The organism is Xanthomarina spongicola, assembly GCF_003148645.1.
Lineage (GTDB): Bacteria > Bacteroidota > Bacteroidia > Flavobacteriales > Flavobacteriaceae > Xanthomarina > Xanthomarina spongicola.
Genome location: NZ_QGGP01000001.1, coordinates 772126 through 798116 on the forward strand (window position 1 = coordinate 772126; position 25991 = coordinate 798116).

Genomic DNA, 25991 nt, shown 5'->3' on the forward strand with positions numbered 1-25991 from the left:
AATATGGTTGATTATAATGTAACCAACAAAAATATATGAGTGTCTGCAAGCTAACTATGAAAAGTCTATTAAGCAAACAAAAAAAGTGCTTTCTTAAATTGAAAGCACTTTCTTGTTTAATAGTAATTACAAATAGTGGATAATTAAATTAATTACTCTCTGCTTCCAATGAGAGTTCCACTAATTCCTTTTGCAGTGTTTTCCCAAGTTCCTTCTAGGTCATCTCCAGTAATTTGAGATTCACTTGTGCTTCCGTTTTCTGTAACAGAAGTTACAGAACCATCAACATTTATTGTTGCGCTAATAGTAAGAATTGTTTCCATAGCGTTATTTGAATAAGAAGATCCAGAAACAAAAGTCCCACTATCTGAAATCACCATTATCCAAGTTCCAGTGTCGTCGCCTGAGTAAGTTCCACTCCATGTTCCTGCAAAAGGGGAAGGAGCCATAACTGTACTAAATAAAACAACTCCGCTTTCCGTACTAATATTAGTACTTGAGCATAACGCTTGCACATAAAAGCTATATGAGGTATCTGGTGTTAGGCCATCGATACTAACTGAGTTTTGCGAAGTCATAATAACTGTCCCATTTCCAGGAGTAAACCCAGCAGGACCATATTCAACTTTAACTTCGGTAATATCATTAGAATTTCCCCAATTTAAAACTGCACTTGTGTCTGTTATTTCTGTAATTGATAAGCCAAAAGGAGTTTCGCATACTTCGATTATTGGGTCACTGTTATTGTTGTCATCATCACTAGAACAAGATTGAAAAGTAAGTGCGAAAACTGTTAATAATAAAAATAATTTTTTCATAATAAAGGTGTTTTTAATAAGTGATTATACACTGAGCTTTTCGGTGTATTTACTATTAATTAAAATGAAAAGGGGGGATTTACTTTAATGATATTCAGTAAGTTAGTAAAATTTAATGAGATAGTAGTTAAAATAGGACCAAAGCATTGATTTAATGTCCGAAGCTTTAGTTTTTATTACCGAGTACAATTAAGTTTTATTTTTTTTGTCAAGTTTTTTTTGTTCTCTTTTTGATAAAGGCTTTTTGTTTTCAACAGTAAAAACAATTGGTAATGTGTAAGGTACTACAACAGCCTTTCCACGTAGATATCCGGGTTTGTCTAGATTAGGGATTAGTTTAATGACTCTTATAGTTTCTTTCTCTAATTCTTTATGTGGCGCAATTACTTTAATATCTTTTATTTCACCATTTACACCAATTTTAAAGTAAGCCATAATTCTAACCTTACCTTCAGGCAGATTTAAATTTCTAGCTTTATTAATATTAAAATTTTTACTTATTAAAGTAGATATTTGAGAACCCATACATTGTTTAAGAGCTTGATTTCCCATATTCTCATCACAACCAGAATAAACAGGAACATTTTCTATAATAGCAAAAGGAACTTCATCAGATTCTTCGTTAACTTCTTTTATGCCTAATTCAGTCGTATTTTTTTCTTGAGAAAAAGTTATAAAACTTGCTACAAAGAGTAATAAAAATATGTTAAGTTTCATGAATTGGGTTTTAATTAAACAGCTACAACGCCTTTAATATGTGGATGTGGATTGTAGTCTACCAACGTAAAATCTTCAAATTTAAAATCGAAAATATCTTTTACATCTGGGTTAATCAGCATTTTTGGGAGTGGTCTTGGATCTCTGGACAATTGTAATTCTAATTGCTCTTTATGGTTATTATAAATATGTGCATCGCCAAATGTGTGGATAAATTCTCCAGCTTGGTAGCCACATACTTGTGCCATCATCATGGTAAACAACGCATAAGAAGCTATGTTAAAAGGCACACCTAAAAAGATATCTGCACTACGTTGGTATAACTGACACGATAATTTTCCATCTGCTACATAAAACTGAAAAAACGCATGACAAGGAGGAAGCGCAGCTTTGCCATTGGCTACATTTTCGCTAAAACTTTTAGATGTATCTGGTAATACTGAAGGGTTCCAAGCAGAAACCAGCATACGTCTGCTGTTTGGGTTTTTCTTTAACGTATCGACAATCTCCTTTATCTGGTCCACTTCGTCGCTATTCCAGTTTCTCCATTGATGGCCATAAACAGGACCTAAGTCTCCATTTTCGTCTGCCCAGTCATTCCAGATACGAACACCATTTTCTGTTAAATAGTCAATATTTGTATCTCCTTTCAAAAACCAAAGCAATTCGTATATTATCGATTTTAAATGTAGTTTTTTGGTTGTTACCATTGGGAAACCTTCGCTTAAATCAAAACGCATTTGGTAGCCAAAAACACTTTTTGTTCCTGTTCCTGTTCTGTCTCCTTTTTCATTTCCGTTCTCTAGAACGTGTTTAACTAAGTCGTGATATTGCTTCATGTTCACTTCCTGCGAAGGCAGGAATCTTGTTTTAATTCAACTTAAATATTCAAAAAATAAAAATAGAAAAAAGCTTCAAATCTAAAGGATAGAAGCTCAATTTAATATTAAAAGTTATTAACTAATTATTTTACGAGAGATAGTGATAATTTATCTGAGGCGATTAGCCACTAGCCAATTATCATTCCAGCGATTGTTGCAGAGATTAAAGAAGCTATGGTTCCACCAATTAGGGCTTTCATGCCAAATTCAGATAACACTTTTCGTTGTCCTGGAGCAAGAGAGCCAATGCCACCAATTTGGATTCCAATAGAAGCAAAGTTTGCAAAACCACAAAGCATGTAGGTTGCCATAATAATAGATTTGTTATAGTTTAAATGCATTTCATTTGCAACGTTTTTCAAGTCGGCTAATTGTATATAACCAACAAATTCGCTTGCAGCAAGTTTGATGCCTAATAGTTGTCCCATCATCATAATATCTTCACTTGCCACTCCAATTAACCACATTAAAGGCGCAAAAATGGTTCCTAGAATAGCTTCAAGAGAAAGAGCAGGATATGGTGTGTTTGCAGCCATCCAAGTATTGATGGTAGAAAAATCTCCTATCCAACCCAGAATTCCATTTATCATAGCAATAAAGGCAACAAAAACTAAAAGCATGGCTCCAACATTTACGGCTAATCTTAACCCTTCTGTTGTTCCATTAGCAATGGCATCTAAGATATTAGAGCCAATCTTTTCTGATGAGACATCTACTTCTGTATTTATTTCTTCAGTTTGAGGATACAATATTTTGGAAATAACAATAGCTCCAGGAGCAGCCATAACAGAAGCTGCTAATAAGTGTTTTGCATATACAAGTCTTAAAGCAGGATCGTCTCCACCAAGAAAACCAATGTAAGCTGCAAGTACAGCTCCAGCAACTGTTGCCATACCACCAATCATGACCAAAAGCATTTCGCTTTTAGTCATCTTTTCCAGATAGGCTTTTATTAGAAGTGGTGCTTCTGTCTGACCTAAAAAGATATTTCCAGCAACACTTAAACTTTCAGCTCCAGATATTTTTAAGAGTTTGGTTAATAGCATAGCCATTAATTTAACTACTTTTTGAATGATGCCTAAATAAAATAAAACAGACGTTAATGCAGAAAAGAAAATGATGGTAGGTAATACCTGAAATGCAAAAATAAATCCGAAGGTGTCCATGTCTACTACTAGGCCTTCGAATAGAAATTTACTTCCAGCTCTAGTGAAATCTAAAATGCTTATAAAAACCTGACCTACAGATTCGAAGGCACTCTGGATAAAAGGCACCTTTAAAACACCAATGGCAATTATTAGTTGAAATGCTAAACCAATTCCAACAGTTTTCCAGTTAATAGCTTTTTTGTTTGAGCTAAATAGAAAAGCAATAAATATTAAGGATACCATTCCTAAAACACCTCTCCAAAGGCTATTAAAAGAGAAACCTTGACTTGGCTTTATTGTGTTGTCTGTTTTAGATACAGCAATTGTTTCTTCAAGTAATAATTTAGGGCTTATAAAAGAATATGTTGACTTTTTTCCTTTAAACACTAAAGTAGAATCTGTATGCTCACTAATTTTGTATTTTATTATAGATTCGTGAGGCTTATTAAAGTAAAAAACTAATAGGTTATTTTGATAAATATAATCTCCAGAAGCATTAAGAGTGTCTTTGCTAATAGTAAAATTAAATTCCCCTTTATTTAAATCTAAAGCGTCTGATTTTTGTGAAGTATATATATTTTGACTAGCATGATCTTGAATAGTTTCAAGTTGCCATTTTTTTTCTAATTCTTGAGCTTCAAGTGTTGAAGTAATTCCAAAAAAAATAGCTATAATTGCTAGTAAAAATTGTTTCATCTGTAATTTTTAGGGTTCTTATCTTTTAGAAATTTCATCACGAATCTTTGCTGCTTTTTCATAGTCTTCATTGGCCACAGCTTCATCTAGTAAATTGTGTAACTCGTCAAGGGTTTTGCTTTTGTAAACGTCAATTGGAGATCCAGATTCTAACTCTTCAGCAATAAAATCGTCGACTAAAATACTATCTTCTTCATCTTCTTCGCCCTCTTTCTTCGGATTTACCTTTAAATATATTCCAGCTTTATCTAAAATATTTTTATAAGTAAAAATAGGTGCATCAAAGCGAAGTGCTAAAGCAATAGCATCACTAGTTCTGGCATCAATAATTTCTTCAATTTTATCACGTTCGCAAATTAAACTGGAATAAAAAACACCATCAACTAATTTATGAATGATTACTTGTTTGACTACAATATCAAATCGATCTGCAAAGTTTTTAAAAAGGTCGTGAGTTAATGGTCTTGGAGGTCTAATTTCTTTTTCAAGAGCAATAGCTATTGATTGTGCTTCAAAAGCACCAATAACTATAGGTAATTTACGGTCTCCATCCACTTCATTTAAAATAAGTGCATACGCGCCATTTTGTGTTTGGCTGTAAGAAATCCCTTTGATATTAAGACGAACTAAACTCATAAATTTTAAAACACAAAGAACTGTTTAAATTAGGACTTTACCAACTGCTTAAAGCATATTTGATGATTTTGTTTTTTTAATTTAACAAAATCTGAGCTGTTATAGTTAGTGAATACGTAATTTAAACAGTTCTTTAGAACTATACAAGTTAAAAAAAATATTTATTGTTGCGCTTTAAAAGCTTTTAATTTTTCGATTAATTTTGGAACGACTTCAAAAGCATCACCTACAATCCCATAATCTGCAGCTTTAAAAAATGGTGCTTCTGGATCTGTATTAATAACTACTTTTACTTTACTTGCATTGATTCCTGCAAGATGTTGAATAGCTCCTGAAATTCCAATGGCAATATATAAATTAGAAGCTACTGGTTTTCCTGTTTGTCCAACGTGTTCGCTATGTGGTCTCCAGCCTAAATCACTTACTGGTTTAGAGCAAGCAGTTGCAGCACCTAAAACATCTGCTAATTCTTCAATCATTCCCCAGTTTTCAGGACCTTTAAGTCCACGACCACCAGAAACAACTATTTCTGCATCTGCTATTGTAACTTTTCCAGATACTTTGTCAACCGATTCTACTTTTACACCATTTTCTGGAACTGAAGGAGCAAAATCTTCAGCAGTAGCGCTTGAAGAATTTTCTTTTAGACCAAAAGCATTTTTAGAAACTGCAACTAATTTTACATCTGAATTGATAGTTGTCATGTTAAAAGCTTTATTAGTAAAAGCTGTTCGTTTAACTGTAAATGGAGATGTGCTTGAAGGCGCTTCTACAACATTCGATGCAAAACCTGCATTTAAATCTATTGCTAAAAGTGGTGCTAAATATTTACAATCTGCACTAGAACTAACGATAACTACTTTCGATGCTTCTTTTGCTGCTGCTTGGGCTATAACATTTGCATAACCATTGGCATTAAAAGTCTCTAACTGTGAGTTGTTAACATTTAATACTTTATCTACACCATAATTACTTAAAAGAGATGTGTCTTCAGTATTAAAAGTAATTGCTGTTACAGTTGTTCCCATTTGGTCTGCAACTGCTTTTGCATAAGAAGCAACTTCTAAAGCTGTTTTTTTAAATTTTCCTTGTTCGGATTCTGTATATACTAAAACTGACATAAAATTTTATTTTTAAAATTTTTCCTGAACTTGATTCAGGAACTCATTGTTGATTTCTGAAAAATTTCTAAAGATCCCAAAATAAATTTGAGATGATTTAGTTTGTAACTAAATCACCTTAGCTTCATTATGAAGTAAGTTTACTAATTCTTCCACATTATCTGCGTCTACTAATTTAACAGCGCCTCTTGGAGCTGGTTTTTCAAACTTAACAGATTCAGTTTCAGCATTTGCATCAATTGGTTCAAGAACATTTAATGGTTTTTGCCTTGCCATCATTATGCCTCTCATATTTGGAATACGTAAATCGCTTTCTTCTACTAATCCTTTTTGTCCTCCAATAACTAGAGGAAGAGTTGTAGAAACAGTTTCTTTTCCACCATCAATTTCTCTAGCTGCAGTTGCATTTGTTCCTTCAATATCTAGGCTAATACAATTGTTTACAAAATTTGCTTTTAGTAAACCAGCCAGCATTCCAGGTACCATACCACCATTATAATCTATAGATTCACGACCAGCAATTACTAAATCGTAACCACCATCTTGAACCACTTTTGCTAATTGTTTTGCAACTTGAAAACCATCTGTAGCAACTGTGTTTACTCTTATAGCTCCATCTGCTCCAATAGCTAAAGCTTTACGTAAGGTTGGTTCGGTTTCAGGACCTCCAACATTAACTACATGGACGCTTGCTCCTTGTTTTTCTTTAAACCACATGGCACGAGTTAAACCAAATTCATCATTCGGATTGATAACAAATTGAACACCATTAGTGTCAAATTTTGTGTCTCCTTCTGTAAAATTAATTTTTGAAGTCGTATCAGGTACATGACTAATACATACTAATATTTTCATATTGTTTTTATTTAAATATGTGTAATTGTTTTCAGGCTACGAAGTTAATTATTTTATTCAGAATATTTACTATGCACGCATAATAAATTTTCATTTTTTAGGAATTAATTATGATGCTATTAAAAGGTGAGTTACATTTTTAAAAATTTGATGATTCTAGAAATATTATTGTCTAACGAAATCGCTTTTAAAAAATACAAACTTGAATTTAAGTCGTCAATTTTTATGGAGTTGTTTTTAAGTGATTTTTTATTTGGAATCTTAAAAATAAGAAAGTTTAAAAGACGATTGATTATACCAAATAAAAATATATTATTTTCTTGCCAATAATTCTTACTTTTGCCTTTCGTAATAAAGTTATAAAAATGAAAACAATTCAATTTAGAGAAGCAATTGCCGAAGCCATGAGTGAAGAAATGCGCAGAGATGAAAGCATTTATTTAATGGGAGAGGAAGTAGCTGAATATAATGGAGCTTACAAGGCAAGTAAAGGTATGCTTGACGAGTTTGGACCAAAACGTGTTATCGATACGCCTATTGCTGAACTTGGTTTTGCAGGTATAGCTATTGGTTCTACCATGACTGGAAACAGACCTATTGTAGAGTACATGACTTTTAACTTCTCTTTAGTAGGTATTGACCAGATTATAAATAACGCAGCAAAAATTAGACAAATGTCAGGTGGGCAATTTAAATGTCCAATTGTATTTCGTGGACCTACAGCTTCTGCTGGTCAGTTAGCAGCTACACACTCTCAAGCTTTTGAAAGTTGGTTTGCTAACACACCAGGTTTAAAAGTAGTTGTTCCTTCAAATCCTTACGATGCTAAAGGGCTTTTAAAATCTGCTATTCGCGACGACGATCCAGTTATTTTTATGGAAAGTGAGCAAATGTATGGCGATAAAGGCGAAGTTCCAGAAGGAGAATACACCATTCCATTAGGAGTTGCAGAAGTTAAACGTGAAGGTAAAGATGTTACAATTGTGTCCTTCGGAAAAATAATTAAAGAAGCTTATAAAGCTGCTGAAGAATTAGAGAAAGAAGGTATTTCTTGTGAAATCATTGATCTTAGAACTGTTCGTCCTTTAGATAAAGAAACTATTTTAACTTCGGTTAAAAAAACAAACAGATTGGTTGTTCTTGAAGAAGCTTGGCCTTTTGGTAATGTATCGACAGAAATCACTTATATCATTCAGGCAGAAGCCTTCGATTATCTAGATGCACCAATAATAAAAATAAATACTGCGGATACTCCTGCACCATATTCATCAGTTTTATTTGAAGAATGGTTGCCTAATAGTAATGAAGTGATTAAAGCTGTTAAAAAGGTTTTATATAAATAAATATATAATTTTTAAATTAAATTGACTTCATTGGCAATATTGTTGATGAAGTTTTTTGTTATAATGAAGTTTAAGTTATTAGTTTTATTTTTTTTCTCAGGCATTGGCTTTTTGTTTTCGCAAACAAAAGTCAGTGGTCATGTCTATGATGAAAATAACGATCCAGTAGCTTATGCAAACATTATCTTTAAAAATTCTACTGAAGGGACTATCACAGATGAAAATGGAACCTTTTACTTAGAATCTTCAGAAACTTGGAAAACTTTAACGGTTTCTTTTATAGGATACGAAACCATAGAATATCCTTTAGATAAAAAAGTCAATTACAATTTAAGTTTTACCATAAAGGAAGCAGCAGCTGCATTAAATGAAGTTCTTATAATTGCAGGTAAACAATCAAAAAAAGCTGAAGAGAATCCTGCTATTGCCATTTTGCAGAAAATTTGGGAGCAAAAACGTAAAAATGGTCTCAAGAAGTTTAAGCAATATGCTTACGATAGATATGAAAAGGTAGAGTTTGATATAAACACCATAGATAGCGCCTTAATGGAAGGAAAATTGTTTAAAGGTATGGAGTTTGTTTTTAAACATGTTGATACTTCTAGAGTTACCGGAAAAACATATCTCCCATTTTTTATAAATGAAGAAGCAGCAAAAGTTTATGGAGATAATATTCTTAAGAAAGAAAAAATAGAGCTAAAAGGAAATAAAAATTCTGGATTTGATAATAATCAAGCTATCATAGATTTTGTAAAAGATTTATATTCTGAATATGATGTTTACGATAATTATCTTAAGTTATTCGATAAAAGTTTTGTTAGCCCAATATCTACTACTGGTATTAATACATACAATTACGTGCTAGCAGATAGTGCTTTTATTGATAATAAATGGTGCTACAATATTATTTATTATCCTAGGCGTAAAAACGAATTAACCTTTAAAGGCGATTTCTGGGTTGCAGATACCACGTTTGCTATTAAAGATATTAATATGCAGGCTTCAAAGAGTGCTAATATAAACTGGGTTAAAGATATTTATATTGAGCAGGAATTTGAAGTTTTAAACGATTCTGTGTTTTTGGTAAAGCGAGATTATTTTATGTCAGATTTTACACTTAATAAAAAGGAAAAATCACGAGGCATTTATGGCAAACGAACAACACTTTACAATAATTATGTGTTTGACCAGGTAAAGGAAGAAGAGTTTTATAAAAAAGAAGTTTTCGATTATAATAAAGACGCATACAATAGAGATGATGCTTTTTGGGATGAAAACCGAATGGAAGTTTTAAATAAAGACGAAAAAGGAGTTTATAAAATGTTAGACACCTTAAAAACGGTTACTAAATTTAAAAGGCTTTACAATTTAGGTTCCATATTATCTTCAGGATTTATTGAGTTAGATAAGTATAATTTAGATATTGGACCAATTTCTTCAACTTTTGGTTATAACGATGTGGAAGGCTTAAGGCTTAGAGCAGGAGCTAGAACTTATTTTGGTCAAAACGATTTATGGCGAGCTCAAGGGTTTTTAGCTTATGGCTTTAAAGATAATAAGTTTAAATATGGTTTATCTGCAAAATTGTTATTGAACCAAAGAAACCGACTCATAATTTCAGCAGGACATAGACGAGATATTGAGCAAATTGGAGCAAATTTAACAAGCTCAACAGATGTTTTAGGAAGAAGTTTAGCATCTAACGATATTTTTTCGGTTGCTACAAACGATAAGCTATCAAACATTAATTTAGTAGCATTAGCTATAGAAATGGAGCCATGGCAGAATCTAGTTTTTCGAGTAGGTGGCGATTATAGAACTTTATCTTCTGCTTCACCAACGTTTAGTTTAGATTATGTAGATCCAGAATCTCCAACAGGAGTTTCTTCTGAAATCCAACAATTTGAAAGTACTTTTTCAGTAAACTATTATCCTCAAAGAAAGATGACTGGTCATGGTGTTGAAAGACTAAATGCAAATGATGACTATGCTTCCTTATTTACACAATTTAGTGTAGGAACCAAAGATTTATTTAATAGTGATTTTGATTATACTAAAGTACAATTTTCATACATACAGCCTTGGCAAATTGGTGGTCTTGGACAGCTTAAGTCAACCTTTCAAGCAGGTAAGACTTTTGGTGAAGTGCCTCTAGGGTTATTAAGTATTGTGCCTGGAAATCAATCTTATTTTTCGTTTTACAGATCATTTTCTCAATTAGATTATTACGAGTTTGTAACAGATACGTATGCTGCTTTATTTCTTGAGCATAATTTTAATGGACGATTATTTTCTAGAATCCCATTTTTAAGAAAATTAAATTGGAGAGAAATAGTTAGCATTCGAGGTGTTTGGGGAGATTTATCTGATGAGAATATTGCCTTAAGTAGTCCTACAAATATGACTTTATTGGCTCCAAACAAAGAAATTTACTACGAATACAGCGTAGGTGTTGGGAATATATTTAAGCTCATGAGAGTAGATTTTAACTTTAGAGGTAATTATTTTGATAATCCTGGAGCCCGAGATTTTGGTGTTTCTATTAATTTCGGATTTAGGTTTTAAACTATTCTATTCTTTATTCTTTTCTTTAAACGCATCAAAATCTGAAGGTGTTTCCACTTTTGGAAAGCTATTGTTTTTTGTATCTGTATCAGCAAACTCAAAATTAGGATCTAGGTTTATTTGTTTCACTTCTTTAGTCTTTAAAAAAGTTTTACTTATTTCATATTCATTTAAACGCCAAACTTCAGCAGGTAATTTGTCAATTTCTTTTGTGCCATCTATATAAACCCATTCTATTGTTAATGGCATTACCAATCCACCAATGTTCTTAATGGTTAATTCGTAAATATTCTTACCAGATAATTGTTTTCTAACTTCAGACTCATCAAGTCTTGATAAAAAACCTCCATAGCTATTCTCTGAGGTTGGAGTCATGGTAATAATTTCTGGACCTCCAGAAAAATCGGTAGCAATAGTCTCAGCGCTTTCGCCTTCTATTTTAAAGGTGGTTTTTTTATGCTGATCTTCAATATTTAAATCATCTTCATATACTTTAAACCATTTTACGTTAGAAAGCTCCATGTCTACTTTATCAGTTGTAAAAAACCAACCTCTAAAAAACCAATCTAAATCTGTAGCAGTAGCATCTTCAAGGGTTCTAAACAAATCTGCAGGATTTGGATGTTTATATTTCCAACGGTTAGCATACTCTTTAAAAGCTTGGTCAAATAGCTCTGGACCAATAATAGATTCTCTTAACATTTGTAAGCCAACAGTAGGTTTCTGGTAAAAATTAGCTCCAAATTGTGTTAGCAATTCGTTGTCTGAAGTAGTCATAATGGGTCTTAAAATATTTTGGTCGCCACTCATAAATGGTACAATATCTTTAGGTGTGGTGCTATGGAATTCTGGATATTTTTCAGCAACTGTTCTTTGGTGTAAGTACGTGTTTAAGCCTTCGTCCATCCACATCCATTTTCTTTCATCTGAACTAACTATCATTGGAAACCAGTTGTGTCCAACTTCGTGGATTATGGTGCCAATCATTCCAGCTTTAGCTCTGTCGCTCATTTTTCCATTTTTAGGTCGACCTCCATTAAAACTAATCATTGGGAATTCTATTCCAATGTTCGATGTGTTTACAGAAATGGCAACAGGATATGGATATTCAAAAGTTGCTTCAGAATATACTTCTAATGCAGCAACAATAGCTCTTGTAGATTCCTCACTCCAAACAGGCAAACCTTCTTTTGGATAATAAGACATAGCCATAGTAACATGATCTGAAAACTGATGTGCTTGTGCATCCCAAATAAATTTACGTGACGAAGCAAAAGCAAAATCACGCACATTTTTTGCATGAAACCTCCATGTTTTTAATTTACTCGCTTTAGTTTTTTCATTTTGAGTAGCTTCTTCAGGAGTTATAATCATTACAGGTTTATCAAAAGATTTCTCAGCTTCCAGTAAACGTTGCCTTTGAGTTTTAGTTAATACAGACTCACTATTTTGTAGTTTACCAGTAGATGCCACAATGTGGTCTTCAGGAACAGTTATTTCAACCTCATAATCTCCAAATTCTAAAGCAAATTCACCCAATCTATTAAATTGTTTGTTTTGCCAACCTTCGGTATCATTATAAACAGCCATTCTTGGAAACCAATGCCCAAGTAAATAGACTGTGTTATCGTCTTCTGGAAAGTATTCGTAGCCTTCTCTGGACAATAAAAACATACTTCTATCTGTAATTGGGTAAGACCAAGCTAAAGAAAAACTTACAGAAGAACCAGATTTTAAAGGTTGGTTAAGCATCACTTTCATCATGGTATTGTTAACATAAGTCGTCATGTCTTTTCCAGAAGCATCTTTAATAAATTTTATAGAATATCCAGTAGGAAAATCTACAGCTCTTGTTAGAAATTGCATTTGTCTGGAGCTAATAGAATCTGAAACACCACCAAAAACATCACCAAAATCTTCATTTCCTTTTTTATTAACGTTTTGCTCTAATTGTATCCAGATATAATTTAAGTCATCAGGAGAATTGTTATAATAAGTAATGGTTTCTTCTCCAAAAAGCACATTGTTTTTTTCGTCTAATGTTGCTTTTATTTTATAATCTGCTCGTTGTTGCCAATAGGCTTTTCCTGGAGCTCCACTTGCTGTTCTATAAGTGTTTGGAGGAGGAATCATGTTGTCAATAGGTTCAAATTTCCCTTGCCATGGTTGGGTTTGAGAATGTATGGTAGATAAACTAAAAAAGGACACGAGAAGGATTAATAAGTGTTTCATGTTGAGAAGGTTGGTTTTATTTTGATTGATACAGCAAGATATAAAAATTTTGAAAGAAGGTATTTATTTTAACAGATTGATATTAGGAATTTAAGAAGAGACTTCCTTTAAGGTAGAAATTTTGCTAGCTTGTCTGAAGATTGTTTTTCAGTTTGCACATAACCAAAGACTAAAGTTAAATTCAATCCATTCCATTCGACTTCCAATTAAACTAAGTTAACCAAAAAAACAACAAAGTCAAATACGTTTTTGTTGCCCAAAACCAAACACTTACGTACCTTTGCAGTCCTAAAAAAATTAAGATGACAAATAAAGGGAAATTAACGTTCGATGTATTGATTGAAATACCAAAAGGGAGTAGAAATAAATACGAATACGATTTCGAATTAAAGAAAATACGTTTCGACAGAATGTTGTTTTCATCTATGATGTATCCAGCAGACTATGGCTTTATTCCTGAAACCTTAGCCTTAGATGGAGACCCATTAGATGTTTTGGTAATGGGTGGAGAACCAACCTTCCCAATGTGTGTGGTTGAGGTAAAACCAATAGGCGTGTTCCACATGGCTGATGAAAAAGGACCAGATGAGAAAGTAATATGTGTACCTGTTTCAGATCCAATTTGGAACAATCTAAACGATTTATCAGATATGAATCCTCATCAAATAAAAGAAATAGAACATTTCTTTCAAGTTTATAAAGACTTAGAAAAAAAGAGAGTCGATGTTGGTGGTTGGGGAAATGCCGAAGAAGCTTACGATATTCTTAATAAATGTGTAAATCGTTATGAAAATAGTGAGCATAAAACTAAAGGAGATTTTACTATTTAAACAGTGTCTTTAACTTATATATTAGAAACCCTTTTACAATACATGTAGAAGGGTTTTTAAATGTTAACGTATTTTGTTACATTTGCGCTGCTAAAAACTAAACAAACAAAAAAATAATATGGAATCAATGATGATTTATATGCCAATTGCAATGGCACTTTTAGGATTAATTTATATGGTGGTTAAGAAATCTTGGGTAATGAAACAAGATGCTGGAGATGGGAAGATGAAAGAGATTTCAGATCACATCTACGAAGGAGCTCTTGCTTTTTTAAATGCTGAGTACAGATTATTAGCAATTTTTGTAGTAATTGTAAGTGTGGCTTTAGCAGCTGTATCTTTTATAGTTCCAACAACACATTGGTTAATAGTAATAGCTTTTATTTTTGGGGCTTTCTTTTCTGCATTTGCAGGAAACATAGGTATGAAAATAGCAACTAAAACAAATGTTAGAACAACACAAGCTGCTAGAACAAGTTTACCAAATGCACTTAAAATTTCTTTTGGTGGAGGTACAGTTATGGGATTAGGAGTTGCTGGATTAGCTGTTTTAGGGTTAACCTTATTCTTCATTATTTTCTTCTGGTTCTTTATGGGAAGTACATGGACAAACACCATGGATATGACTATTGTTCTTGAAACATTAGCTGGTTTCTCTCTTGGAGCAGAATCAATTGCTTTATTTGCTCGTGTTGGTGGAGGAATCTATACAAAAGCAGCAGATGTTGGAGCCGATTTAGTTGGAAAAGTTGAAGCTGGTATCCCAGAAGACGATCCAAGAAATCCTGCAACTATTGCAGATAACGTTGGTGATAATGTAGGTGATGTTGCCGGAATGGGAGCCGATTTATTTGGTTCTTACGTAGCTACTGTGTTAGCAGCGATGGTTCTTGGTAACTATGTTATTAAAGATATGGGTGGAATGATTGACGATGCCTTTGGAGGTATTGGACCAATCTTATTACCTATGGCAATTGCTGGTGCAGGAATTATTATTTCTGTTATTGGTACTATGTTAGTTAAAATAAAAAGTAACGATGCCAAAGAAGCTCAAGTTATGGGAGCTTTAAATGTTGGTAACTGGACATCTATTGGTTTAGTAGCAATATCTTGTTTTGGTTTAGTTACTTGGATGTTACCAGAAACTATGCAAATGAATTTCTTTGGTGAAGGTCTTCAAGAAATTTCTTCAATGCGCGTATTCTATGCTACTTTGGTAGGATTAGTTGTTGGAGCTGTTATTTCTTCTGTAACTGAATATTATACAGGTTTAGGTAAAAAACCAATTTTAAATATTGTACAACAGTCAAGTACAGGAGCTGGAACAAATATTATTGCTGGTTTAGCAACAGGTATGATTTCTACTTTCCCTTCTGTATTATTATTTGCTGGAGCTATTTGGGCATCTTATGCATTTGCTGGATTCTATGGAGTAGCTTTAGCTGCTTCTGCAATGATGGCAACTACTGCAATGCAGTTAGCAATTGATGCTTTCGGGCCAATCTCTGATAATGCTGGTGGTATTGCCGAAATGAGCGAACAAGAACCTATTGTAAGAGAACGTACAGATATATTAGATTCAGTTGGTAATACAACTGCAGCAACAGGAAAAGGATTTGCTATTGCTTCTGCAGCTTTAACATCGTTAGCATTATTTGCTGCCTATGTAACCTTTACAGGAATCGATGGAATTAACATCTTTAAAGCACCTGTTTTAGCCATGTTATTTGTTGGTGGAATGGTACCAGTAGTATTTTCTGCTTTAGCAATGAATGCTGTTGGAAAAGCTGCTATGGAAATGGTAGAAGAAGTACGTCGTCAGTTTAGAGACATTCCTGGAATTATGGAAGGAACTGGGAAACCAGAATACGATAAATGTGTTGCTATTTCAACTGAAGCATCTTTAAAAGAAATGATGTTGCCAGGTTTATTAACTATCGGATTTCCTTTAGTTATTGCTTTTGTTCCAATGATTTTTGGAATGGATAATATGGCTATTGCTGAAATGTTAGGTGGTTATATGGCTGGTGTTACTGTTTCTGGTGTACTTTGGGCAATTTTCCAAAACAATGCTGGTGGTGCTTGGGATAACGCTAAAAAATCATTCGAAGCTGGTGTAATGATTAATGGTGAAATGACTTATAAAGGTTCTGAAGCTCATAAAGCTGCTGTAACTGGAGATACTGTTGGAGATCCATTTAAAGATACTTCTGGACCTTCAATGAACATTTTAATTAAATTAACCTGTTTAATTGGATTAGTAATTGCTCCAATTTTAGGTGGACATGCTATTGAAGAAGGTGTTGCTCTAACTGAAACAAATGAAACTACTGAAGTGATAAAAAAGGTTTATGTAGAAATGGAGGTTGAAAGCGATGATATTGCTAAAGCTGTTGTTAATATTACAACTGTTGAAAATGGAGAATCTAATGTAGATGAAAGAGTTATTTCTGGAACTTTAGAAGAAGTTAAAGCTAAAGTAGAATCATTAAAAGCTGGAGCTTCATCTGTAAAAGTAAAATCTAATAAAGCTGATCTTCAAGAAGAGATTTCTATAGAGATAGAGTAATCTTAAATAAAAAATAGATACTAAAAAAAGCCACGTAATGCGTGGCTTTTTTATTAGTTGAGATTGAGATTAAAATAGTCCATTAATTTCAGCATCAATCTTATTTATAATGCTTCCTAAGTCTTCTGGATTAGCAACAAAATCTAAATTATCTACATCTATAATTAAAAGATTCCCTTTATCGTAACCATGAATCCAAGCTTCATAACGTTCATTCAATCTACTTAAATAATCAATGCTAATAGAGTTTTCGTAATCACGACCTCTTTTATGTATTTGAGAAACCAGATTTGAAATAGAACTGCGTAAATAGATTAATAAATCTGGACCTTGAACAAAAGATTCCATGAGGTCGAATAGTGATCTATAATTTTCAAAATCGCGATTGGTCATTAATCCCATAGCATGAAGGTTTGGCGCAAAAATATGTGCATCTTCATAAATGGTTCTATCTTGAATAATGTCTTTACCACTTTCTCTAATTTGTGCTACCTGACGAAATCTACTATTTAAAAAATAAACTTGTAAATTAAAACTCCAACGTTCCATCTGGTTGTAAAAATCGTCTAAATAAGGATTGTCTACCACATCTTCTAATTGAGATTCCCATCTGTAGTGTTTAGCAAGTAATTTTGTAAGTGTGGTTTTACCAGCACCAATGTTTCCGGCTATTGCAACATGCATAATTATTTATTGTTTAGTTGGAATTTGTGTAAATTTTTTGAATCGTAAATATACAAGGTTTCATTGGTTACTAAAAACTGTTTTGTTAACAATTTAGGTGTTTCAATCAATTGAAAAACTTGTTCTGTTTCATTAAAATAATAGAGGTCATTTTCTTTTATTAAAAATATTTGCTCATTGCTTTCTATAATAGAGGAAAAGCCATCATTCTTAACTTTATAAACTAAACTGCCAAAGTAATTATATTTATAAAGAAATTTTTCGGTTAACATCCAGCTATAATTATAATTGCTTTTTAAATCTAAAGCTTCAGATTGTGTAGGTAAAGTTGTAGCAACTGTTTTATTCGATTTATAATTGAATAATTCTAACTGTTGAATATCTTGATTAAAAACCCACAACGCATTGTCGTTTGCAGTAGAAACAAAAGACACATTTTTATAATATTCTAAACTACTAAAATCAATTTTAATTATTTCAGCAAATCTATTATCTAAAATAAAAGCAGTATTAAAATCTTCATAAAAAACTGTAATCTTTAAAGGATTAAAGCTATTTGCTGTTGAAATTCTACCATGTTGGACATTGCTATAAGAATAGTTTTTGTCGTCTTCAATTTTATAAAGCGTATTCTTTTTTATAAAATAAATCGTGCCAAAATTATCAATGCCTATAATTTTATCTGCTTCAAAAGGTGTTTTAGAAACAAACGTAGTTTCAATTGGTTCTTGTCCGAAAATGGAAAAAGATATAAATAATATAAAGTATAGGACTGTTTTCATTGCGAATTGAAAAGTACGAAATTCCATTTAGTTTTGAGATTAAAATCGTAGAACAATAACATTAAAATAATATTTATGAAAACTTTAATTTAAAAGTTTAAACTAAATGCTATTTTTAAAGTCTTAACAATGAATTTTTTAATAAAAGAAACCTATAAAAATGAATTTTACTTCTCATACACTCAAAATAATCTCAGTCTTTTTTGTCTTATTTACTACTACTTATTCTTTTGCACAAAAAGATTTTCAAGGGAAAGCTACCTATTTATCTAAAACAACCATTGATATGAATAATTTTGGTGGTGGGAATTTTAGTGAAGAACAAAAAAAGCAATTTGCTGAAAGAATGAAAAGCATGCTTGAAAAAACATACTTTTTAGTTTTTAATAAAACAGAATCTACATACAAAGAGGAAGAAAAATTAGAAGCTCCAGGTCAAGGAGGAGGTTTTAGAATGATGATGGGAAATTTTACAGGAGGAGCACAGTATAAAAATGTAAAAGAAAATGTGTTACTACAAGAGCAAGAATTCTTTGGAAAACAGTTTTTAATTAAAGATTCTTTACCAAAATTAGATTGGAAACTAAGTGGCGAAACCAAACAAATAGGACAATATTCTTGTTTTAAAGCAACAGCTACAAAAAAAGTAGATGCAATGGATTTTAGAAGCATGAGAAGAAAGAATACAGAAGAGGATGCTAAAAAAGAAACCGATAGCACTAGCACCAAAGATGTGATGGACGAAATAGAGATTCCAGAAACTATAGAGGTTACGGCTTGGTATACCATGCAAATTCCAGTAAGTCAAGGTCCAGGAGAATATTGGGGATTACCAGGGCTTATTCTTGAAGTCAATGCAGATAGAACAACCATTTTGTGTTCTAAAATAGTTTTAAATCCTGAAGAAAAAGAAGATATTAAAAGACCAGAAAAAGGAAAAGAGGTAACTCAAGAAGAGTATAACGACATCATGAAAAAGAAGATAGAAGAAATGCGTGAAATGTATGGAGGACGAAATAGAGGAGGTTCGCGTCATTAATTTATCAAACTAATTTTATGAAAAAAATAATATTTTTATCCTTTTTTGCTGTCGCAAATATCTGTTTCGGTCAAGTAAAAATTGAAGGTGTTGTAAAAGATAGCATTGGAAATCCTTTAGAATTAGCAAATGTGGTTGCTATAAATCAAGAGACCAAAAACATGGATGCTTATGGCATTACAAACGATATTGGTAAATACAAACTCTCACTAGAAGCTAATTCAAACTATAACATTCAAGTAAGTTATATTGGGATGAAAGCAATAGATGAACTTATAGAAACTAAAACCGAGAATATTTCAAAAGATTTTACACTTCAAAACGATAACACACTAGACGAAGTAGAACTTACTTACGAAATGCCTGTAACTATTAAAGGCGATACCATTGTTTATAATGCAGATTCTTTTAAAGATGGAACCGAAAGAAAACTAGAAGACGTACTTAAAAAATTACCTGGAGTAGAAATTAACGATGATGGCGAGATAGAAGTAGAAGGTAAAAAAGTATCGAAAGTTATGGTCGATGGAAAAGATTTCTTTGATGGCGATTCTAAATTAGCTTCAAAAAATATTCCTTCCAATGCTGTGGATAAAGTTCAAGTACTAAAAAATTATTCCGAAGTAAGTCAATTAAGTTCTGTAACTAACAATCAAGATAATGTAGCTATTAATATTAAACTTAAAGAAGGGAAAGAAAATTTTTGGTTTGGAACAGTTACTGCTGGAGGTGGAGCTACAAGCGATCAAGGTTTGTATTTAGTGCAGCCTAAACTATTTTATTACAGTCCTAAATTAAGTATCAATGTTATTGGAGACATGAATAATATTGGCGAATTAGCCTTTACTCGTAGAGACTATTTTAATTTTTCTGGAGGTTTTAGAATGCCTAGCCGAAAAAGTGGAACAAGCATCAATCTAGGAAATAACGATTTAGGCTTTCTTTTACTTCAAAATAATAAAGCAAAAAGTATCGTGTTTAATTTTGGAGCAGCAAATTTTAGTTATTCACCTAAAGAAACATTAGATATTAGTGGTTTTGCCATTTATTCAAATAGTAAAAACGAATTACAGGAAAATAATAATATTGTCTATACAGATCCAGAATTAGGAATTCCAGACGAAACGACACAAAGTAATACAACACAACGTAGCGATTTAGGAATGCTTAAATTAAGTGCTAAATACAAGCCTAATGGCAATAATCAAATGGATTACGATGTATTAGGAAGATTTTCAAAAGAATCTCAAGAACAAAACGTCTTTTCTTCTGTTTTAGGAAATACAGATCAATACGAAGAATCAAGTCCTTTTAGTGTGAAGCAAAGTCTTAATTATTACTACACGTTAGACGAAAGAAATATTTTTTCATTAGAAATACAATCCTTAATTCAAGACGAAGACCCATTCTATAATGCTGTTATAGAAGAAAAAAGTAATTATAATGATGTTGCAGATGTTATAGGTTTCGATACCACACAATCTAATTATAATGTAGCTCAAGATAAACGTGTAAAATCAAACCAGTTAGATGGAAAAATTGATTACTGGAATGTTTTAAATAACAAGAGTAATATTAATGTAACTCTTGGAACCATTTATAGCAATCAAAAATTTACTTCAAGTTTATTTCAATTCTTAGACAACGGTTCAGAATTTAATCCAATCCCTACAGAAAACAATGGCTTAGCAACAAACGATATTAATTACAATTTTACCGATCTGTACTTAGGTGTTCATTACACCATTAAATTAGGAAAATTTACGTTTACTCCAGGTCTTTCTACACATGCTTATAATGTAAATAATGTCCAGTTTGGAGAAAAATATAAAGACAACTTTTTTAGAGTTTTACCAGATTTTGATGCCAGAATTCAATTGAAAAAAAGTGAGCAGTTAATCTTTAATTATGCCATGCAAACGCAATTTACAGACGTCACAAATTTTGCACGTGGCTATGTAATGAATAATTACAATTCGTATTTTTATGGAAATCCTGAATTAGAAAACGCCACTGCACACAATATTAATCTAACTTATTTTAGTTTTAATATGTTTAATTACACAAATGTATTTGCTAATGTAAACTATAGAAAAAGCATCGATCAAATTAGAAATATTACTAATTTCGAAAGTGTTATTAGAAGTAATACACCATTCAACTCAAGTTATGCAGACGAGTCACTTTCTGCTAGTGGGAGGTTTCAAAGGTCTTTCGGAAAATATAGAGCTACAGTTAATGGAAACTTCACCTATACAAAATTCAATCAGTTTATTCAAAACACACCATCTGTAAACGAGAATTATTCTCAAACTTATGGTTTAGAATTTAGAACCAATTTTAAAAAAGCTCCAAATGTTGAATTGGCCTATCGTTACACCATTCAGGATAACGACCAAGGCTCCAGTAGAAGCAAGTATTTTACCAAAGTACCATCTATAGAATTCGATGCTTTAATATGGGAGCGTTTCACCTTTAAAACATCGTATGCTTACAATAATTTTAGCGACCAAGATCGAACAATAAATACGTTCGATTTTTGGGATGCCTCCTTAGCATACAGAAAAGATAAAGATGCTAAATGGGAGTTTGAACTCAAAGCAACCAATTTATTAAACACACAATCTCAAACTCAAAGTAATACCAGTAATATTTCTGTAAGCACTAGCGAATATTTTATTCAACCAAGATACCTTACAATTAGAGCTATTTATTCCCTCTAATATTTGGGTGTTTCTTTTGCCTTAAATAGAAGGCAAAAGTCAGGCTTTTCGCTATATCTTTTCTTTTTTGTTATGCAGAGTATGTCGAAGCATCTATCAAAAAGAAAAGGATGCCACTACAATCCTTAACACAAAGACCTTATCAAATAGAAAAGGTTTTTTATTTAAAAAATTTGTAATTTGTTTGACTATAAAAATTAATCCAAACCAAATACATATGAAAAAGGCATTCAAATTATTTCTTATAGTTGTATTACTATTATTCAACTATAGTTTTCAGGCACAGGAACAAGATCCAGTTGTTAAAAATATTATTGAGGAAGCAACAAATAATTCGCAATTAGAGATTTTAGCTCACGAATTATTAGATGTTATTGGTCCACGTCTTGTTGGAACACCTCAAATGCAACAAGCAAACGATTGGGCTGTAGCAAAATATACTAAATGGGGAATTCCAGCTAAAAACGAAAAATGGGGAGAATGGAAAGCTTGGGAAAGAGGTATTACGCATATCGATATGTTAGAACCTCGTGTTCAAACCTTAGATGGTATGCAACTAGCTTGGAATCCAAGTACAGGACCAAAAGGAGTCACTGCAGAGGTGGTTACCATTCCAACAGTTAAAGATTCAATCGCATTTCAAAACTGGATGAAAAGTGTAAAAGGTAAGTTTGTTATGACGTCTATATATCAAGCAACCGGAAGACCAGATTACAACTGGGAAGAATTTGCAACCGAAGAATCTTTCGAAAAAATGAAAAGAGAAAGAGATACTTTAGAAAAAGAATGGCGTGCAAATATGGAACGAACAGGTTATGGCAGACGAGAAATAAATCAAGCTTTAGAAGAAGCAGGAGCAGCTGGAATTATTACATCTTATTGGTCTAAAGCCTTTGGTTCAAATAAAATATTTAGTTCTAGAACAAAAAAAATACCAACAGTAGATATTGAGTTAGAAGATTATACCATGCTTTACAGATTAGTAGAATATGGAAATAAACCTGTAGTTAAAATAGTTGCAGAATCTAAAGACTTAGGAGTTTCTCCAAGTTTAAATACTATTGCAGAAATAAAAGGAACTGAAAAACCAGACGAATATGTTGTTTTATCTGCTCATTTCGATTCTTGGGATGGAGGAACAGGTGCCACAGATAATGGTACTGGAACTTTAGTCATGATGGAAGCCATGCGCATCCTTAAAAAAGTATATCCAAACCCAAAACGTACAATTTTAGTTGGACATTGGGGAAGTGAAGAACAAGGATTAAACGGTTCAAGAGCTTTCGTTGAAGATCATCCAGAAATTGTAAATAACACCCAAGCCATGTTTAATCAAGACAACGGAACTGGTCGTGTGGTGAATATTTCAGGAGCTGGATTTTTACATTCTTACGAATATTTATCTAGATGGTTAGAAGCAGTACCAAAAGACATTACAAAACATATTGAAACACATTTTCCAGGTTCTCCAAGTGGAGGAGGTTCAGATAATGCATCATTTTTAGCAGCTGGAGCTCCAGCTTTTAATTTAAGCTCATTAAGTTGGTCTTACTGGAATTATACATGGCATACAAACAGAGACACGTACGATAAGATTGTGTTCGACGATGTTAGAAGCAATGCTATTTTAACTGCTATTTTAGTGTATATGGCTTGCGAAGATCCAAACAGAACCTCTACTGAGAAAATTGTATTACCAATCGATTCCAGAACAGGAGAGCAACGTACATGGCCAGAACCACGTTCACCAGAACGTAGAGGAGGATTGGATTAAAAAAAAACAGTCTGCTTATATTAAGTTAGGTCTCAAAAACTCATAATGAAAAACTAAATATGTCATTATGAGTTTTTTGTGTTTTAAGAATAAAAAAGTAAAAGATTTTTACAAAATAATTTAAAAACTATAATATATTTGTACTCGGTTTTGGGGAGATACTCAAGCGGCCAACGAGGGCAGACTGTAAATCTGCTGACTACGTCTTCGCAGGTTCGAATCCTGCTCTCCCCACTTTAACTCGAAAAATCCACACGAAAGTGTGGATTTTTTTGTTTATAAAATATGCTTGAGTTTACTCAAAAGCATATTTTATAAACAAAAAAATAAACTGCGACTGCAGTTTGATTTTTCATTTTCACGAAGTGAGGAAAAGGATCAAAATAATTAATTCAGAATATAAATATAACAAGGGTCTTTATGAATTGAAATTTAGAAGTAATCTCCTTTACTTGTTGATTTGAATAGTTATATAATGTTTTAAGAACCTGCAAAAGGAGTTCCGAATATTCCGACCGACAATTCAGCCCAAATAAGTAAGAATGCAATAAATATAATCGCTATTAGAGCAATTCGAATTTTCTTTTTCGAAACTTTCCTCAATACAATCTCAAGCATAAATCCAAAACCAAGTAATAGTATTCCCATGACAAGAAAGTCTACTAATGACCAATTTACTTCAGAAGAAAATTGCATTGCAATTAATGGAAATAATAAGATTAAGGGTATTGCAAGTAGGATTATAATAAGTCTTTTATTTTTGGTCATGATTTTCATAAGTTAATGGTTGTTTAAAATTAATGCTTGCGTACATATAGAAATCTTTAAAACAGATTCCTGTATGTCTGTAAACGAATTTCATCAATTTCAAGAAAAAACCCAAATTAAAAAAGCTCCATAACATACATTATGGAGCTTTTAATATTTAATCAGCAACTAAAGGTTTTACAGCCCAAAAGCAGCTTTCACTTTATCTACATAATCTAATTTTTCCCAAGTAAACAACTCAACTTCTAAAGTTACGGGTTCTCCATTAGGTTGTTCGAAGGTTTTTGTAACGGTTTCGTTTTGTCTTCCCATATGGCCATATGCAGCTGTTTCGCTGTACATTGGGTTACGTAATTTTAAACGCTCTTCTATGGCAGCTGGGCGCATATCGAAAATATCAGACACTTTTTTAGCAATCTCGCCATCTGTCATATTAAACGGACACGTTCCATACGTATCTACAAAAATTCCCATAGGTTCAACAACTCCAATAGCATAACTAACTTGCACTAAAACTTCTTCGCAAACTCCTGCTGCTACTAAGTTTTTAGCAATATGTCTAGTTGCGTAAGCAGCACTTCTATCTACTTTACTTGGATCTTTTCCTGAGAAAGCACCTCCACCATGAGCACCTTTTCCACCATAGGTATCCACAATAATTTTACGTCCAGTTAATCCTGTATCTCCATGTGGTCCACCTATTACAAATTTCCCTGTTGGATTAATATGGTATTTAATATTGTCTGTAAATAAGGCTTGTAAGTTTTCTGGTAAATTGGCAACCACTCTTGGGATTAGAATTTCTACAATATCTTTTCTGATTTTTGCTAACATGGCTTCGTCGTTATCGAAATCGTCATGCTGTGTAGAAACTACAATAGCATCAATACGTTGAGGTACATTATCGTCGCTATACTCAATAGTTACTTGACTTTTAGAATCTGGTCGTAGGTAGGTTATATCTTTGTTTTCTCTACGTAAAGCAGCTAATTCAATAAGAATTCTATGTGCTAAATCTAAAGCCAAAGGCATATAATTTTCAGTTTCACTAGTTGCATAACCAAACATCATTCCTTGATCTCCTGCACCTTGCTCTTCTTTGCTTGCTCTATCTACACCACGATTAATATCTTCAGATTGTTCATGTATAGCAGAAAAAACACCACAAGAATTGCCATCAAACATGTAGGCGCTTTTTGTGTAGCCAATTTTGTTAATGGTATCTCTAGCAATTTTCTGAACATCTAAATAGGTGTTCGATTTAACCTCTCCTGCAAGAACTACTTGTCCTGTTGTAACAAGAGTTTCACATGCTACTTTAGAGTCTTTGTCGAATGCTAAAAAGTTATCAATTAAAGCATCACTAATCTGGTCTGCTACTTTGTCTGGATGTCCTTCAGAAACACTTTCGGAAGTAAATAAATAAGACATAAATAATTGTTTTAATATTTATTAAATTATTGAAAAAATGTCAGATTGCTATTGCTAGAGGAGTAGAATGTTACTGCTTTAGCATTTTTTTAAAGAGGTTGCAATCAGACAAATTTTTCCTCTTGATATTTGAATTGCAAATGTAGAAAAATTAAATGGATAGCAAATTAATTTCACTTTTTTTCCTAATATATTTGGATATTAAATTTTTCAGACACTATATTTGCATATATAAAAGTTCATTAATATTATTGATTGTTATCACGAAAGGCAGAGGGAATAGACCCTGTGAAGCCTTAGCAACCCTTTAATTATAAAGAAGGTGCTAAATTCTAACCTATATTGAGTATTTTTCAAAATTAGGACAGATAACCACAAG

19 protein-coding genes, 1 tRNA gene and 1 riboswitch are annotated in these 25991 nt (G+C 32.5%); of the genes, 8 read left to right on the forward strand and 12 right to left on the reverse strand.

The genetic code is table 11. The features are described from left to right. Positions 1-152: 152 nt before the first annotated feature. The 7 genes from LX78_RS03510 to LX78_RS03540 all read right to left on the reverse strand — a co-directional run bounded on the left by LX78_RS03510 (position 153) and on the right by LX78_RS03540 (position 6872). Positions 153-818 carry a fibronectin type III domain-containing protein gene (locus LX78_RS03510; protein WP_109681238.1) on the reverse strand — a complete coding sequence of 222 codons (666 nt, stop codon included), beginning with the start codon at positions 816-818 and terminating at the stop codon, positions 153-155. Between the two features lie 189 nt (positions 819-1007). Beyond that, positions 1008-1535: an energy transducer TonB gene (locus LX78_RS03515; RefSeq protein ID WP_109681239.1), complete on the reverse strand. Its 528-nt coding sequence runs from the start codon at positions 1533-1535 to the stop codon at positions 1008-1010. A 14-nt stretch (positions 1536-1549) separates the two neighbouring features. Beyond that, positions 1550-2374 carry a thymidylate synthase gene (locus LX78_RS03520; RefSeq protein ID WP_109681240.1) on the reverse strand — a complete coding sequence of 275 codons (825 nt, stop codon included), beginning with the start codon at positions 2372-2374 and terminating at the stop codon, positions 1550-1552. 170 nt (positions 2375-2544) lie between these two features. After that, entirely contained in the window at positions 2545-4260 is a 1716-nt protein-coding gene (locus LX78_RS03525) for a NupC/NupG family nucleoside CNT transporter (RefSeq protein ID WP_109681241.1), read from the reverse strand. Positions 4261-4278: 18 nt separating this feature from the next. Then, on the reverse strand, positions 4279-4896 hold the full coding sequence (locus LX78_RS03530; RefSeq protein WP_109681242.1) for a bifunctional nuclease family protein: 618 nt from the start codon (positions 4894-4896) through the stop codon (positions 4279-4281). Between the two features lie 161 nt (positions 4897-5057). Next, positions 5058-6017 (reverse strand): electron transfer flavoprotein subunit alpha/FixB family protein, encoded by a 960-nt coding sequence (locus LX78_RS03535; RefSeq protein WP_109681243.1) that lies wholly within the window; start codon positions 6015-6017, stop codon positions 5058-5060. 108 nt (positions 6018-6125) lie between these two features. After that, positions 6126-6872: an electron transfer flavoprotein subunit beta/FixA family protein gene (locus tag LX78_RS03540; protein ID WP_109681244.1), complete on the reverse strand. Its 747-nt coding sequence runs from the start codon at positions 6870-6872 to the stop codon at positions 6126-6128. Between the two features lie 365 nt (positions 6873-7237). Between LX78_RS03540 and LX78_RS03545 the strand changes: the two genes are divergently transcribed. Continuing rightward, positions 7238-8215: a pyruvate dehydrogenase complex E1 component subunit beta gene (locus LX78_RS03545; protein WP_109681245.1), complete on the forward strand. Its 978-nt coding sequence runs from the start codon at positions 7238-7240 to the stop codon at positions 8213-8215. Between the two features lie 63 nt (positions 8216-8278). Then, positions 8279-10780, forward strand: a complete 2502-nt coding sequence (locus LX78_RS03550; protein WP_109681246.1) for a DUF5686 and carboxypeptidase-like regulatory domain-containing protein — start codon at positions 8279-8281, stop codon at positions 10778-10780. Between the two features lie 6 nt (positions 10781-10786). On the opposite strand, the gene LX78_RS03555 is transcribed toward LX78_RS03550, so the two are convergent. Beyond that, positions 10787-13012 (reverse strand): M1 family metallopeptidase, encoded by a 2226-nt coding sequence (locus tag LX78_RS03555; RefSeq protein WP_109681247.1) that lies wholly within the window; start codon positions 13010-13012, stop codon positions 10787-10789. Positions 13013-13314: 302 nt separating this feature from the next. Between LX78_RS03555 and LX78_RS03560 the strand changes: the two genes are divergently transcribed. Then, the gene (locus LX78_RS03560) at positions 13315-13842 is read left to right on the forward strand and encodes an inorganic diphosphatase (RefSeq protein ID WP_109681248.1); all 528 of its coding nucleotides are present in this window, start codon (positions 13315-13317) and stop codon (positions 13840-13842) included. 118 nt (positions 13843-13960) lie between these two features. Beyond that, positions 13961-16411, forward strand: coding sequence for a sodium-translocating pyrophosphatase (locus tag LX78_RS03565; RefSeq protein WP_109681249.1), 2451 nt, complete (start codon positions 13961-13963; stop codon positions 16409-16411). Between the two features lie 69 nt (positions 16412-16480). On the opposite strand, the gene LX78_RS03570 is transcribed toward LX78_RS03565, so the two are convergent. Both LX78_RS03570 and LX78_RS03575 read right to left on the reverse strand, forming a co-directional pair. Then, positions 16481-17095, reverse strand: coding sequence for a deoxynucleoside kinase (locus LX78_RS03570; RefSeq protein ID WP_109681250.1), 615 nt, complete (start codon positions 17093-17095; stop codon positions 16481-16483). A 2-nt stretch (positions 17096-17097) separates the two neighbouring features. Then, on the reverse strand, positions 17098-17877 hold the full coding sequence (locus tag LX78_RS03575; RefSeq protein ID WP_109681251.1) for a hypothetical protein: 780 nt from the start codon (positions 17875-17877) through the stop codon (positions 17098-17100). A gap of 160 nt (positions 17878-18037) precedes the next feature. Here LX78_RS03575 and LX78_RS03580 point away from each other — a divergent pair, with 160 nt between their 5' ends. The 4 genes from LX78_RS03580 (at position 18038) to LX78_RS03595 (ending at position 23647) form a co-directional block, all read left to right on the forward strand. Further along, positions 18038-18916, forward strand: a complete 879-nt coding sequence (locus LX78_RS03580; RefSeq protein ID WP_109681252.1) for a GLPGLI family protein — start codon at positions 18038-18040, stop codon at positions 18914-18916. 17 nt (positions 18917-18933) lie between these two features. Next, positions 18934-21639 (forward strand): TonB-dependent receptor, encoded by a 2706-nt coding sequence (locus tag LX78_RS03585; RefSeq protein ID WP_109681253.1) that lies wholly within the window; start codon positions 18934-18936, stop codon positions 21637-21639. Between the two features lie 217 nt (positions 21640-21856). Continuing rightward, positions 21857-23413, forward strand: a complete 1557-nt coding sequence (locus LX78_RS03590) for a M20/M25/M40 family metallo-hydrolase (RefSeq protein ID WP_109681254.1) — start codon at positions 21857-21859, stop codon at positions 23411-23413. Between the two features lie 152 nt (positions 23414-23565). After that, positions 23566-23647: transfer RNA gene (locus LX78_RS03595), tRNA-Tyr, on the forward strand. Between the two features lie 246 nt (positions 23648-23893). Here the strand turns inward: LX78_RS03595 and LX78_RS03600 are convergent. After that, positions 23894-24190: a hypothetical protein gene (locus tag LX78_RS03600; protein WP_245881463.1), complete on the reverse strand. Its 297-nt coding sequence runs from the start codon at positions 24188-24190 to the stop codon at positions 23894-23896. 168 nt (positions 24191-24358) lie between these two features. Then, positions 24359-25612 (reverse strand): methionine adenosyltransferase, encoded by a 1254-nt coding sequence (metK, locus tag LX78_RS03605; RefSeq protein WP_109681255.1) that lies wholly within the window; start codon positions 25610-25612, stop codon positions 24359-24361. Positions 25613-25867: 255 nt separating this feature from the next. Next, positions 25868-25987: riboswitch (SAM riboswitch) on the forward strand. Positions 25988-25991 lie beyond the last annotated feature (4 nt).

What these genes read in the sequence shown, in the direction of transcription:
- LX78_RS03510 (WP_109681238.1), bottom strand. Translation starts at nt 818, where the DNA reads ATGAAAAAATTATTTTTATTATTAACAGTTTTCGCACTTACTTTTCAA.
- LX78_RS03515 (WP_109681239.1), bottom strand. Translation starts at nt 1,535, where the DNA reads ATGAAACTTAACATATTTTTATTACTCTTTGTAGCAAGTTTTATAACT.
- LX78_RS03520 (WP_109681240.1), bottom strand. Translation starts at nt 2,374, where the DNA reads ATGAAGCAATATCACGACTTAGTTAAACACGTTCTAGAGAACGGAAAT.
- LX78_RS03525 (WP_109681241.1), bottom strand. Translation starts at nt 4,260, where the DNA reads ATGAAACAATTTTTACTAGCAATTATAGCTATTTTTTTTGGAATTACT.
- LX78_RS03530 (WP_109681242.1), bottom strand. Translation starts at nt 4,896, where the DNA reads ATGAGTTTAGTTCGTCTTAATATCAAAGGGATTTCTTACAGCCAAACA.
- LX78_RS03535 (WP_109681243.1), bottom strand. Translation starts at nt 6,017, where the DNA reads ATGTCAGTTTTAGTATATACAGAATCCGAACAAGGAAAATTTAAAAAA.
- LX78_RS03540 (WP_109681244.1), bottom strand. Translation starts at nt 6,872, where the DNA reads ATGAAAATATTAGTATGTATTAGTCATGTACCTGATACGACTTCAAAA.
- LX78_RS03545 (WP_109681245.1), top strand. Translation starts at nt 7,238, where the DNA reads ATGAAAACAATTCAATTTAGAGAAGCAATTGCCGAAGCCATGAGTGAA.
- LX78_RS03550 (WP_109681246.1), top strand. Translation starts at nt 8,279, where the DNA reads ATGAAGTTTAAGTTATTAGTTTTATTTTTTTTCTCAGGCATTGGCTTT.
- LX78_RS03555 (WP_109681247.1), bottom strand. Translation starts at nt 13,012, where the DNA reads ATGAAACACTTATTAATCCTTCTCGTGTCCTTTTTTAGTTTATCTACC.
- LX78_RS03560 (WP_109681248.1), top strand. Translation starts at nt 13,315, where the DNA reads ATGACAAATAAAGGGAAATTAACGTTCGATGTATTGATTGAAATACCA.
- LX78_RS03565 (WP_109681249.1), top strand. Translation starts at nt 13,961, where the DNA reads ATGGAATCAATGATGATTTATATGCCAATTGCAATGGCACTTTTAGGA.
- LX78_RS03570 (WP_109681250.1), bottom strand. Translation starts at nt 17,095, where the DNA reads ATGCATGTTGCAATAGCCGGAAACATTGGTGCTGGTAAAACCACACTT.
- LX78_RS03575 (WP_109681251.1), bottom strand. Translation starts at nt 17,877, where the DNA reads ATGAAAACAGTCCTATACTTTATATTATTTATATCTTTTTCCATTTTC.
- LX78_RS03580 (WP_109681252.1), top strand. Translation starts at nt 18,038, where the DNA reads ATGAATTTTACTTCTCATACACTCAAAATAATCTCAGTCTTTTTTGTC.
- LX78_RS03585 (WP_109681253.1), top strand. Translation starts at nt 18,934, where the DNA reads ATGAAAAAAATAATATTTTTATCCTTTTTTGCTGTCGCAAATATCTGT.
- LX78_RS03590 (WP_109681254.1), top strand. Translation starts at nt 21,857, where the DNA reads ATGAAAAAGGCATTCAAATTATTTCTTATAGTTGTATTACTATTATTC.
- LX78_RS03600 (WP_245881463.1), bottom strand. Translation starts at nt 24,190, where the DNA reads ATGAAAATCATGACCAAAAATAAAAGACTTATTATAATCCTACTTGCA.
- metK (WP_109681255.1), bottom strand. Translation starts at nt 25,612, where the DNA reads ATGTCTTATTTATTTACTTCCGAAAGTGTTTCTGAAGGACATCCAGAC.